The organism is Streptomyces sp. NPDC102441 (assembly GCF_044765585.1).
GTDB lineage: Bacteria > Actinomycetota > Actinomycetes > Streptomycetales > Streptomycetaceae > Streptomyces.
Window position 1 is genome coordinate 187,628 of sequence record NZ_JBIWKH010000012.1, and the last position, 12,159, is coordinate 199,786.

A 12,159-nucleotide genomic window follows, 5' to 3' on the forward strand; every position below is an offset into this window, starting at 1 on the left:
CGCCCCCCCCCCCGTGGTTCACCACCACAAACAACATTCGTCCGGCGCCCCCGGGGGGGGGGGGGGGCCCCGCGGGGGGGGGGGGGGGGGGGGGGCGGTTTTTTCCCCCCCCCCCCCACCACCTCACCACCTCTTATCAGCCCTCAGGGAGGCAGCCCGTGACCGCACATGCCGTTCGTACCGGAGTCTGGTTCATCGGAGCACGCGGCTCCGTAGCCACCACCGCCACCGCGGGGTGCGCGGCCATCGCGGGAGGGCTGCACCCGCCGACCGGCATGGTCACCGAGACACCGCCCTTCACCGGCACCGGGCTGCCACCGCTGACCACCCTCGTCTTCGGTGGCCACGACACCCTCGACTGTCCCCTGCCCAAGCGTGCCGAGGCGCTCGCCGCCGGGGGAGTGCTCCCGCACGGGCTCCCCTCGGCCGTCGAGGCCGAACTCACCGCCGCCGACGCCGAGATACGCCCCGGCGGCCCGCTCCCGGGCGATACCCGCAGCGACGACGAGCTCATCGCCGCCTTCGCCGCCGACATCGAGGACTTCACGCACCGCCACGGGCTGGCCCGCACCGTCGTCATCAACGTGGCCTCGACCGAACCCGCTCCGGGCGATGACGCCTCCCGGCTGCCCGCCAGCTCCCTCTACGCGGCGGCCGCACTCCGCGCCGGCTGCCCGTACGCCAACTTCACCCCGTCCACAGGGCTGCGCAGCCCGCACCTCCAGGACGCCGTCGACTCCTGCGGACTTCCCCACGCCGGACGCGACGGCAAGACAGGCCAGACGCTGCTCCGCTCCGTCCTCGCACCGATGTTCGTCCAGCGCGCACTGCCGGTGCGGGCATGGTCGGGCACGAACCTGCTGGGCGGCGGGGACGGGGCGGCGCTGGCCGACCCGGCGGCGGCCGCCGCCAAGAACGCGGGCAAGGAGCGCGTACTCGCCGACACGCTCGGGACGGCCCCCGAGGGCGAGGTCCACATCGACGACGTACCGGCGATGGGGGACTGGAAGACGGCGTGGGACCACATCGCGTTCGACGGCTTCCTCGGCTCGCGGATGATCCTCCAGACGATCTGGCAGGGCTGCGACTCCGCCCTCGCCGCACCCCTGGTCCTGGACCTGGCCCGGCTGCTGGCACGCTCCCACGAGACGGGCCTGACCGGGCCACGGCCCGAACTGGGCTTCTACTTCAAGGACCCGGACGGCGGCCCGGCGGCGCTGGCCGAGCAGTACGCCGAACTGCTGGCCTTCGCCGAACGTCTTCGGGACGCCCGGTGAGGCCGCTGCGGCTGCTCGCGGCGGTGACCGGCTCCCCGCGACTGCTCGGTACCCAGCACGCGGCACCCCCGTTCAGCCTGTCCGGTGCGGGCGGGACTGCGCCCGCACCGGACAGGCCCCCCGTCCGCGCGCGCCTGCGGGCCTGGGCCGAACTGCTGCGTGTGTCGGCGCTGTTCACCGTGCCCGGTGACGCGCTCGCCGGGGCAGCTGCCGCGGGCCGGCGTCCCGGCCGGGGCACGGCACTCGCGGTCGGCGCCTCGCTCTGCCTGTACGAGGCGGGCATGGCCCTGAACGACTGGGCGGACCGGGAGGAGGACGCCGTCGACCGCCCGCACCGTCCGATCCCCTCGGGCCGTGTCACGCCGGGGGCCGCCCTGGTAGCCGCCGGCGCCCTGACGGCGGCCGGCCTGGCCCTGGCGGCCCGAGCGGGCCGCCCCGCGCTGGCGGTGGCATCCGGCCTGGCGGCCACGGTCTGGGCCTACGACCTGCACCTCAAGCACACGAAGCTGGGACCGGCCGCGATGGCCTCGGCCCGCACCCTGGACCTGCTGCTCGGCGCGACAGCGACAGCGACAGCCGCCGGGGCAGGTACGGCCGGGGCAGGTACGGCCGGGGCGAGTACGGCCGGGGGAGAGGCAGCCCCGGCAGCCCGGTCCGCCGCCGGACCGGGCGCGTCCCGGGCCGCTCGCGGCCCCTCCGCCGCGCTCCCCGCCGCCCTCGTGCTGGGCGCGCACACCTACGCCGTGACCGCCGTCTCCCGCCACGAGGCACACGGCGGCTCCACCGTCGCGCCGCTGGCGGCGCTGGCCGGTGTCGCCGGACTCGGGGCCGCCGTCCTGCGCGGCCGGTCCACCCCGGGAGAGCCGCCCCGCACTCCCGCCACCGCCGAGCGGCTCCTGCTGCCCGCCTTCGCCGGCGCCTACCTCCGTACCTCCGCGGTCCCCCTCCTCCACGCCGCGCTCAACCCCTCCCCGCCCCTCACCCAACGCGCCGTCGGCGGCGGAATCCGGGCGATGATCCCGCTGCAGGCCGCGCTCGCGGCCAGGGCCGGGGCGCCCATCGGCGGGCTCGCGGTGATGGGGCTCGTCCCCCTCGCCCGTGCCCTCGCCCGGAAGGTGAGCCTCACATGACCCTCCGCCTCGGCTACGGCACCAACGGACTGACCGACCTGCGGCTCGACGACGCCCTCGGCCTCCTCGCCGATCTCGGCTACGACGGGGTCGGCCTGACCCTCGACCACATGCACCTCGACCCGCTCGCCCCTGACCTCGCCGCCCGCACCCGTCAGGTGGCCGGCAGGCTCGCCGGACTCGGCCTCGGAGTCACCGTCGAGACCGGCGCGCGCTACGTCCTGGACCCCCGGCGCAAACACGGTCCCTCCCTCCTCGACCCCGACCCCGACGACCGTGCCACCCGCACCGCACTGCTCGTCCGGGCCGTCGAGGTGGCCGCGGGACTCGGCGCGCACGCCGTGCACTGCTTCAGCGGCGTCACCCCGCCGGACACCACCACGGACACCGCGTGGCAGCGGCTGACCGGCGCCCTCGCGCCCGTACTCGAAGCCGCCGAGCGGGAGGGCGTCCCGCTCGCCATCGAACCGGAACCCGGCCACCTCCTCGCCACCCTCGCCGACTTCCACCACCTCCGCGCCCTCCTCGGTGACCCGGACCCGCTCGGACTCACCCTCGACATAGGCCACTGCCAGTGCCTGGAACCCGCCTCGCCCGTCGACTGCGTGAAGGAGGCCGCCCCATGGCTTCGCCACGTCCAGATCGAGGACATGCGACGCGGCGTCCACGAACACCTGCCGTTCGGCGACGGGGAGATCGACTTCCCACCGGTGCTCGACGCACTCGCCTCCACCGGATACACCGGCCTCACCGTCGTCGAACTGCCCCGGCACTCCCACGCGGGGCCCGAACTCGCACGCAGGTCCATCGACTTCCTGCGCCGGGCCGCCGGTGCGACGACGGGAGCCGCACCGTGCTGATCAGCCGTGAGGAACTCGACGGCCGGCTCCGGGGGGCGGCCAGAGCCTGGCTCGACGAAGCGCTCGCCGAGGCCGCCCACGCCGCGGAGCACCCCGGCGCGGACAGCGGGAACCCGCCCTGGGAACTGCGGTTCGCATCGGCGGGAAGGCACTGCGGACTCGAGAACGCCGATTCCGTCCGGGCGCTGCTGCTCGTCGAAGCCCGCGCGGGACTGCCCGCCGTGACCAGGCTCTACGAGCAGGGCACCGCCGCCGAACGCCGCGCGGTCCTCCTCACCCTGCACAGGCTCGACCTCGGAGCCACCGCCCTCCCGCTCGTCGAGGACGCCCTGCGCACCAATGACACACGGCTGGTCGCCGCAGCCGTCGGCCCGTACGGCGCGGTCCACCTCGACGCGCACGGCTGGCGGCACGCCGTCCTCAAATGCCTCTTCACCGAGGTCCCCGTCGAGGCCCTCGACCGGCTCGGCGAGCGGGCCCTCGGAGACGGCGAACTCGCGCGCATGCTCGACGACTTCGCAGCCGAACGCACCGCGGCGGGGCGTGCCGTCCCCGCCGGTCTGCGGACCGTCCTCGATCTCACGGCCCCGGCGCCCGCCCCCATCGCAACGGAGGAATCCCGATGAGGATCTTCGATCCCCACATCCACATGACCTCCCGCACCACGGACGACTACCAGGCGATGTACGACGCCGGAGTCCGCGCCCTTGTCGAGCCCTCCTTCTGGCTCGGCCAGCCCCGCACCTCGCCCGCCAGCTTCTTCGACTACTTCGACGCCCTTCTCGGCTGGGAACCCTTCCGCGCCTCCCAGTACGGCATCGCCCACCACTGCACACTCGCCCTCAACCCCAAGGAGGCGAACGACCCCCGCTGCACCCCCGTCCTGGACGCCCTGCCGCGCTACCTCGTCAAGGACTCGGTCGTCGCCGTGGGTGAGATCGGCTACGACTCGATGACCCCCGCCGAGGACGCCGCGCTCACAGCCCAGCTACAGCTCGCCGCCGACCACGGTCTTCCCGCGCTCGTGCACACCCCGCACCGCGACAAGCTCGCCGGCCTGCACCGCACCATCGACGTGATCCGCGAGTCGGACCTCGCCCCGGAGCTCGTCCTGCTCGACCACCTCAACGAGACGACCGTGAAGGACGCCCTCGACAGCGGCTGCTGGGCCGGCTTCTCCATCTACCCGGACACCAAGATGGACGAGGACCGCATGATCACCGTCCTGCGGAACCACGGCACCGACAGGATCCTTGTCAACTCGGCCGCAGACTGGGGAAAGAGCGACCCGCTGAAGACCCGCAGGGTCGCCGACACCATGCTGAAGGCCGGATTCGACGAGGACGACGTCGACAAGGTCCTCTGGCGCAACCCCGTCGCCTTCTACGGGCAGAGCGGCCGGCTCCAGCTCGACCTCGACGCACCGGGCCCGCTCCACGAGGGCAACTCCATCCTCCGCGGCGGGGAGTGAAGCATGCGCTTCCGCCACCCCGACGGCTCCGTCGTCCACCTCGCCTACTGCACCAACGTGCACCCCGCCGAGACCCTCGACGGAGTTCGCGCCCAGCTGCGCGACCACTGCGAACCCATACGCAAACGGCTCGGCCGGGACCGCCTCGGCATCGGCCTGTGGCTCGCCAAGGACGCCGCCCGCGCCCTGATCAACGACCCCGCCGCACTGCGCTCCCTGCGCGGCGAACTCGAACACCGCGGCCTCGAAGTGGTCACCCTCAACGGCTTCCCCTACGAGGGCTTCGGGGCCCAGGAGGTCAAGTACCGCGTCTACCAACCGGACTGGACCGACCCCGAGCGGCTCACCCACACCACCGAACTGGCCAGGCTGCTCGCCGCCCTGCTCCCGGACGACGTCACCGAAGGCACCATCTCCACCCTGCCGATCGCCTGGCGCACCCCGTACGCCGACGACCCCACGGCGGCCGGCACGGCGCGGAAGGCGTTCACCACGCTCGCACAGCGGCTCGACGCCCTCGCCGAACTGACCGGCAAGGGCATCAGGATCGGTCTCGAACCCGAACCGGGCTGCACCGTGGAGACCACCGCCGACGCCATCGCCCCGCTCACCGCCGTGGGCCACGACCGCATCGGCATCTGCGTCGACACCTGCCACCTCGCCACCTCCTTCGAGGACCCCGACACCGCTCTCGACGCCCTGCGCGCGGCTGGGATCACCGTCGCCAAGGCCCAGCTCTCCGCAGCGCTGCACGCAGAACACCCGCACCTGCCCGAGGTACGCGCAGCCCTGGGCGCCTTCGCCGAACCCCGCTTCCTGCACCAGACACGCACCCTCACCACGGGGGGCCTTCGCGGGACCGACGACCTCGACGAGGCGGTGTCCGGCGGCGTGCTCCCCGACAGCACGCCCTGGCGTTCCCACTTCCACGTACCGCTTCACGCACCCCCCGCGCCCCCGCTCACCTCCACCCTCCCCGTGCTCAAGTCCGTGCTGAACCGGCTCGTCGGCGGACCCACGCCCCTCACCCGGCACCTCGAAGTCGAGACGTACACCTGGCAGGCGCTCCCCGCCGCACTGCGGCCGCGCACCCGCACCCAGCTCGCCGACGGCATCGCCGCCGAACTCACCCTCGCCCGCGACCTCCTCGTCGACCTCGGACTCAAGGAGCTCCCATGACCGCACCCGGCACCGGCGCGCGCCCCACGCCGCTCCTCGTCCTCGACGTCGTCGGCCTCACCCCTCAGCTGCTCCGGCACATGCCGAACCTCCGGGCCATGGCCGGATCAGGCGCGCAGGCCCCCCTCTCCACCGTCCTGCCCGCCGTCACCTGCGCCGCCCAGTCCACCTTCCTCACCGGCACCACCCCCTCCGAACACGGCATCGTCGCCAACGGCTGGTACTTCCGCGAGCTCGGCGACGTCCTCCTGTGGCGTCAGCACAACGGGCTCGTCGCGGGGGACAAGCTCTGGGACGCCGCCCGGCGCGCCCACCCCGGCTACACCGTCGCCAACATCTGCTGGTGGTACGCGATGGGCGCCGACACCGATTGGACCGTCACCCCCCGCCCCGTGTACTACGCCGACGGCCGCAAGGAACCCGACTGCTACACCCGGCCTCCTGCGCTGCACGACGAACTGACCGAGAAGCTGGGCACCTTCCCCCTCTTCCACTTCTGGGGCCCCGGCGCCGACCTCGTCTCCTCGCAGTGGATCATCGACGCCACCCGCCACATCCTCGCCACCCGCACCCCCGACCTGGCCCTCTGCTACCTCCCGCACCTCGACTACGACCTCCAGCGCTACGGCCCCGACGACCCCCGCTCCCACCGGGCCGCGGCCGACCTCGACCGCGCGGTGGCACCCCTGCTCGACGACGCCAGGGCAGCCGGGCGCACCGTCGTCGCCCTCTCCGAGTACGGCATCACCAGCGTCGACCGGCCCGTGGACATCAACCGCGCCCTGCGCCGCGCCGGACTGCTGGAGGTGCACACCCAGGACGGCATGGAGTACCTCGACCCGATGGCCTCCCGGGCCTTCGCCGTCGCCGACCACCAGCTCGCCCACGTCTACGTACGCCGGCCGGAGGACCTCGAAGCGACCCGCGAGGCGCTCGCGGACCTCCCCGGCATCGCGGAACTCCTCGACGACGAGGGCAAGAAGGACCACCACCTTGACCATCCCCGCTCCGGAGAGCTCGTCGCCGTGGCGGAGAAGGACGCCTGGTTCACGTACTACTACTGGCTCGACGACGACCGCGCTCCCGACTTCGCGCAGCTCGTCGAGATCCACCGCAAACCGGGCTACGACCCCGTGGAGCTCTTCATGGACCCCCAGGACCCCTATGTCAGGGTCAAGGCGGTCTCGGCGGTCGCCCGCAAGAAGCTCGGAATGCGCTACCGCATGGCGGTCGTCCCCCTGGATCCCTCACCTATCCGAGGCAGCCACGGCCGCCTGCCCACGAGCGACGACGAAGGTCCGCTCATCCTCTGCTCCACCCCCCACGCGTTCAACGGCCGAGTCCAGGCCACCGAAGTGAAGTCCTTGCTCCTCCAGCTTGCCGGACTGCACTGACAATCCGTCCCGCCCGCACGTTCACAGGGAGATTCGTGATCATGAGCCGCACCCCGAAGGACCTCGAGCTCGCGCGCAGACTCAGCCGCCGCAACGTCCTGGGCGTCGCCGCCGGAGCCGCCGCCGCGACCCTCCTCAGTGGCGCCGCAGCCCAGGCGGCCGGCCCGCACACCGGCCAGGGACACGGACACGGCCACGGACACGGCCACGGGAAGGGCCGTGCGGTCCTGCCTCCCGGCCGTCTCGGCATCCAGCTCTACAGCCTCCGTGACAAGGTCTCCACCCTAGGCTTCGCCCCCGTCTTCGCCGAGCTGGAGAAGTACGGCTACGACGAGATCGAGTTCGCCGGATACACCCAGGGCTCGGCCGGTGACATCACCCTCGCCCAGCTCAAGCGGCTGGCGAAGGACCACGGCCTCCACCCCATAGGCAGCCACGTCAACTACTACGACGACAACAACCCTGGTGCCTACTCCTTCGCCCAGAACCTCACGCAGGTCCTCGACGACGCCGAGGCCCTCGGCCTCAAGCACATCGGCACCGCCTCCGGGCCGTTCCGTTACGGCTCCACCGTGGACGGCTGGAAGCGCGCCGCCGAGGACTTCAACACCTACGGCGCCGCCGCACGCAAGCGCGGCATGAAGTTCTACCAGCACAACCACGCCGAGGAGTTCTCCTTCGCCACCGACCAGCCGAAGGTCCGCCTCTACGACGTCCTGCTCGCCGAGACCGACCCCGACCTGGTCTACCTCGAGATGGACATCTACTGGGCCTTCTGCGGGCAGTTCCGTTTCGGCAAGCGGGTGGACGGCACACCCGCGCCCTTCAACCCCATCGACTACGTGGTCAAGCAGCCCGACCGCTACCCGCTCTTCCACGTCAAGGACGGCACCCGGGACGACACCGCCCCCGACGGCTACAACATGACGGACGTCGGCGACGGGGACATCGACTACACGAACTTCCTGAGCCGCGTCACCGCCCTGACGGACCGCGGCCGTACGTACCACCACTGGCAGACCGAGCACGACAGCCCGGTCGACTCGCTGGCCTTCGCCCGCAAGTCCAGTGAGCACCTGCACTCGCTCCGCGAGAGCCGCTGCGGCGACTGACAGCACACACGCGTGGGGCCCGGTTCTCCACGAACCGGGCCCCACGCGTGTGCTGCGGGTGTGCGATCAGTCGGTCTCCCTGACGATCGGGACCGGGGCGGCCTTCACCACGTTGCCCTTTCGGTCGCGGCCGGGTGCCGCGAGGAACAGGGCGAGGAATCCCGCGAAGAACGAGATGCTGCCCGCCAGGATGAAGGCGCCGTTGAGCCCCCAGGCGTCGACGACCAGGAAGCCCATCCCCGCTCCGAGCCCCGAGACGAGCTTGGAGCTGTAGACCATGCCGTAGTTGGTGGCGTTGTTGTTCTCACCGAAGTAGTCCGCTGTCATCGCCGCGAACATCGGGAAGATGGCGCCGCCCCCGAAGCCGGAGATCGCGGAGAAGAGCAGGAACAGCGGCAGGCTCTGCATGTCCGCCGCCCAGATGATGCCGAACTGGGCGAGCCCCAGGATGACGCAGACGTAGAGCAGGCACTTCTTGCGGCCGTAGAGGTCGGAGAGCCAGCCGATGACGCCGCGCCCGGTGCCGTTCACGATCGCCTTGAGCGACATGGCGGTGGCCACGATCCCGGCGGCGAAGCCCGCGTCCTGGCCGATGTCGACCTGGAACGCGATACCGAAGATGTTCACGCCGGAGGTACAGGCGAGGCAGCACCACATCAGCGCCACCCGGCCGGTCCTCCAGGCCTCACCCGGTGAGTACTGCTTGATGGCCGGCGGGTTCTTCTCCAGCGCACGACGGGCCCGTGGGTCCTCGGGCGGGTTGAGCGGGTCGACCTCGGCGGGCCACCAGTTCTTCGGCGGGTCCCGGAAGAAGAAGCCCGCGCAGGCCACGAGCGCGGCGAGGAACACACCCACCGAGACCAGGACCCACCTGAAGTTGGTGATGTCCATGAACCCGGTGAAGATGAAGACGAACGGCACCGAACCGTAGGCGAACCCGCCGTTGACGAAGCCCGTCTTGCCGCCCCTGCGCTCCGGGTACCACTTGCCGACCATGTTGACGCAGGTGGCGTACACCATGCCCGCGCCCATGCCGGAGAACACACTGAAGCCGATGTACGCGAAGATCACGTGCGGCGCGTACGCCAGTGAGAGGTAGCCGAGGAGGGTGCCCGTCGCGCCGAGCATCATCGCCCAGCGGGCCGGCAGCCTGCCGGTCTCCCGCAGTCTGCCCGCGGGCATCGCCACTGCGGCCTGGAAGAACACCCAGACGGTCATCATCCAGTAGATGTGACCGCTGTCCCAGTTGTGCGCGTGGTGCAGCGTGTCCTCCGCCGACGCGAAGGCGTACTCCGCCGAGCTGATGCCCATCATGCCGACCCACGGCAGGATGACCATCCACTTGCGCTTGCGGCCCATGATGTCGACATCGGACTCGCCGATGCGGTACATGCGCCCGTTGGCGTCCGTCACCTCCCTGAAGGGGACGGATGTGGAGATGTCTGTAGCAGTCATTGTCGATCGAACCCCTTGCGTGGAAGAAGTCTGGCCAGCGCCCCCTGCCCGTTCTCACTTCGCGCTGGGGTCTGCGGCCGAGCGGTACGCCGCAGACCCCGTGGTTCGAGCCGTGGTCATCAGGTCATCGGCCACCGCCCAACAACCCGGCGGCCCTGGCCCACCTGTACTTCGCGCCGAGTACGGCGACCGGCTGCTCCGTGGTGTACGGATACGCGACGACGCCCCGCTCGAACAGGTATGCGCAAGCCTCCTCGACCTCCGTGTCGCCCGCGAGCGACGCCACCACGGGCTTCTCGATCCCGCGCGCCCGGAACTCCTCCACCACCCGGGCCGTCAGCTCCGCGAAGACCATCGGCGGAGTGACGATGGTGTGCCAGTAGCCCAGCACCAGCGCGTGGATCCGCGGATCCTCCATCCCCAGCCGGATCGTCGCCTCGTACGTCGACGGCGGCTCACCGCCCGTGATGTCGATCGGGTTCCCGGCCGCTCCGAAGGGCGGGATGAACGCCTTGAACGCCGTGTCCAGGTCCGGGGGGATCTCCATCAGCGAGAGCCCGTTGTCGACGATCGCGTCCGACAGGAGCACCCCCGATCCGCCCGCCCCGGTGATGATCACGACGTTGTCGCCCTTGGGGGCCGGCAGGACGGGCAGCGCCCGCGCGTACTCCAGCATGTCCTTCAGGCCCGGGGCCCGGATCACTCCCGCCTGCCGCAGGATGTCGTCGTACACGGCGTCGTCCCCCGCCAGCGCGCCCGTGTGGGAGCCCGCCGCCCTGGCGCCCGCGCTCGTCCGGCCCGCCTTCAGGACCACGACCGGCTTCTTCGGCACGGTCGCCCGCGCCGCCTCCACGAACGCCCGCCCGTCCTTGAGGTCCTCCAGGTGCATCGCGATGCACTTGGTGTTCGGGTCCTCGCCGAACCAGGTCAGCAGGTCGTCCTCGTCGATGTCGGACTTGTTGCCGAGCCCGACGATCGCCGAGACCCCGGTCTTGGTCGACCGCGCGAAGCCGAGGATCGCCATGCCGATACCGCCGGACTGCGAGGTCAGGGCCACCGGGCCCTTGACGTCGTACGGGGTGCAGAAGGTGGCGCAGAGATCCTGCCAGGTCGAGTAGTAGCCGTAGATGTTCGGCCCCAGCAGCCGCACGCCGTACTGCTCGCCGATCGCCACGATCTCGTCCTGCAGGGCGTGTTCGCCCGTCTCGGCGAAGCCGGAGGGAATGAGCACGGCGTTGGGGATCCCCTTGCGGCCCACCTCCTGGAGCGCCGACGCGACGAACTTGGCGGGGATCGCGAAGACCGCCACATCCACCTCACCGGGAACGTCGGTGACACTCTTGTACGCCTTGCGGCCGAGAATGTCATCGGCCTTGGGGTTCACCGGATGAATCTCGCCCGCGAACCCTCCGTCGATGAGGTTGCGCATCACCGAGTTGCCGATCTTGCCCTGCTCGTTGGAGGCACCGATCACCGCCACCGAGCGCGGCTCCATCAGCCGGCGCATCGACACCAGGATCTCCTCCCGGCTGTAGCGGCGCCGGGTCTTCACCTCCTCGGTCGTCAGCAGGATCCGGATGTCGGCGGCGACCGCCCCGTCCGGCGACGCGATGACCGGGTTGAGGTCGACCTCCGCGATCTCCGGGAAGTCCGTGACCAGTTGCGAGACCCGCCGGATCTGCTCCGCCAGCGCCCACCGGTCCACCGCCGGCGCGCCGCGGACCCCCTTGAGGATCTCCGCTGCGCCGATCGAGTCGAGCATCGACTGCGCCTCGTCCGCCGTCACCGGCGCCAGCCGGAAGGTGATGTCCTTGAGCACCTCGACCAGGACACCGCCGAGGCCGAACGCCACCACCTTCCCGAACGTGGGGTCGGTGACCGCCCCGACGATGACCTCCTGGCCGGGCGGCACCAGCTGCTGCACCTGCACGCCCTCGATCCGCGCGTCGGCCGCGTACGCCTTCGCGTTCCTCACGATCGAGCAGAACGCCTCGCGCACCTCCTTCGCGCCCGACACCCCGACCACGACCCCGCCCGCATCCGTCTTGTGCAGGATGTCGGGGGAGACGATCTTGAGTACGACCTGCCCGCCGAGCCGGTCGGCCAGCGCCACCGCCTCGTCCACGTCCCGGGCCAGGCCCTCGCCCGGGACCGTGATCCCGTACGCGTCCGCGATGACCTTCCCCTCCGGGGCCGTGAGCGCGCTGCGCCCCTCGCCCCGGACGCGGTCGAGCAGCGCCCTGACCTGTTCCTGCTCCTGTGTCTCGACTGTTCCGGTCAT

General features: G+C 71.4%; 10 protein-coding genes. 8 read left to right on the forward strand and 2 right to left on the reverse strand.

The annotated features are described in order from the left end of the window. Nucleotides 1-158: 158 nt before the first annotated feature. Genes ACIREO_RS26100 through ACIREO_RS26135 form a run of 8 tightly spaced genes read left to right on the forward strand, consistent with a single transcriptional unit; the run spans nucleotide 159 to nucleotide 8,423 of the window. Complete coding sequence (locus tag ACIREO_RS26100; RefSeq protein WP_404114367.1) at nucleotides 159-1,277, forward strand: inositol-3-phosphate synthase; 1,119 nt, start codon at nucleotides 159-161, stop codon at nucleotides 1,275-1,277. Next, complete coding sequence (locus tag ACIREO_RS26105; RefSeq protein ID WP_404114369.1) at nucleotides 1,274-2,407, forward strand: SCO3242 family prenyltransferase; 1,134 nt, start codon at nucleotides 1,274-1,276, stop codon at nucleotides 2,405-2,407. The genes ACIREO_RS26100 and ACIREO_RS26105 overlap by 4 nt, the downstream gene beginning before the upstream one ends. After that, nucleotides 2,404-3,267 (forward strand): sugar phosphate isomerase/epimerase family protein, encoded by an 864-nt coding sequence (locus ACIREO_RS26110; RefSeq protein WP_404114371.1) that lies wholly within the window; start codon nucleotides 2,404-2,406, stop codon nucleotides 3,265-3,267. Before ACIREO_RS26105 ends, ACIREO_RS26110 begins: the two co-directional genes overlap by 4 nt. Continuing rightward, nucleotides 3,261-3,893 (forward strand): EboA domain-containing protein, encoded by a 633-nt coding sequence (locus tag ACIREO_RS26115; protein ID WP_404114373.1) that lies wholly within the window; start codon nucleotides 3,261-3,263, stop codon nucleotides 3,891-3,893. The genes ACIREO_RS26110 and ACIREO_RS26115 overlap by 7 nt, the downstream gene beginning before the upstream one ends. Next, nucleotides 3,890-4,738, forward strand: a complete 849-nt coding sequence (locus tag ACIREO_RS26120; RefSeq protein WP_404114375.1) for a TatD family hydrolase — start codon at nucleotides 3,890-3,892, stop codon at nucleotides 4,736-4,738. Before ACIREO_RS26115 ends, ACIREO_RS26120 begins: the two co-directional genes overlap by 4 nt. 3 nt (nucleotides 4,739-4,741) lie before the next feature. Next, a complete protein-coding gene (gene eboE / locus ACIREO_RS26125) occupies nucleotides 4,742-5,917 on the forward strand; it encodes a metabolite traffic protein EboE (RefSeq protein WP_404114377.1) in 1,176 nt (391 codons plus the stop codon). Next, a complete protein-coding gene (locus ACIREO_RS26130) occupies nucleotides 5,914-7,311 on the forward strand; it encodes a nucleotide pyrophosphatase/phosphodiesterase family protein (RefSeq protein WP_404114379.1) in 1,398 nt (465 codons plus the stop codon). The genes eboE and ACIREO_RS26130 overlap by 4 nt, the downstream gene beginning before the upstream one ends. Before the next feature lie 41 nt (nucleotides 7,312-7,352). After that, nucleotides 7,353-8,423, forward strand: coding sequence for a sugar phosphate isomerase/epimerase family protein (locus ACIREO_RS26135; protein WP_404114381.1), 1,071 nt, complete (start codon nucleotides 7,353-7,355; stop codon nucleotides 8,421-8,423). A 66-nt stretch (nucleotides 8,424-8,489) separates the two neighbouring features. Here ACIREO_RS26135 and ACIREO_RS26140 read toward each other — a convergent pair whose 3' ends face one another. Together ACIREO_RS26140 and ACIREO_RS26145 are read right to left on the reverse strand one after the other, a co-directional pair. Beyond that, a complete protein-coding gene (locus ACIREO_RS26140) occupies nucleotides 8,490-9,878 on the reverse strand; it encodes an OFA family MFS transporter (protein ID WP_404114383.1) in 1,389 nt (462 codons plus the stop codon). Nucleotides 9,879-10,002: 124 nt separating this feature from the next. Next, the gene (locus ACIREO_RS26145; protein WP_404114385.1) at nucleotides 10,003-12,159 is read right to left on the reverse strand and encodes an acetate--CoA ligase family protein; all 2,157 of its coding nucleotides are present in this window, start codon (nucleotides 12,157-12,159) and stop codon (nucleotides 10,003-10,005) included.

Excerpts from the sequence above, each read along its gene's own strand:
- ACIREO_RS26110 (WP_404114371.1), top strand. The coding sequence starts at position 2,404 with ATGACCCTCCGCCTCGGCTACGGCACCAACGGACTGACCGACCTGCGG.
- ACIREO_RS26120 (WP_404114375.1), top strand. The coding sequence starts at position 3,890 with ATGAGGATCTTCGATCCCCACATCCACATGACCTCCCGCACCACGGAC.
- eboE (WP_404114377.1), top strand. The coding sequence starts at position 4,742 with ATGCGCTTCCGCCACCCCGACGGCTCCGTCGTCCACCTCGCCTACTGC.
- ACIREO_RS26130 (WP_404114379.1), top strand. The coding sequence starts at position 5,914 with ATGACCGCACCCGGCACCGGCGCGCGCCCCACGCCGCTCCTCGTCCTC.
- ACIREO_RS26135 (WP_404114381.1), top strand. The coding sequence starts at position 7,353 with ATGAGCCGCACCCCGAAGGACCTCGAGCTCGCGCGCAGACTCAGCCGC.
- ACIREO_RS26140 (WP_404114383.1), bottom strand. The coding sequence starts at position 9,878 with ATGACTGCTACAGACATCTCCACATCCGTCCCCTTCAGGGAGGTGACG.
- ACIREO_RS26145 (WP_404114385.1), bottom strand. The coding sequence starts at position 12,159 with ATGACCGGAACAGTCGAGACACAGGAGCAGGAACAGGTCAGGGCGCTG.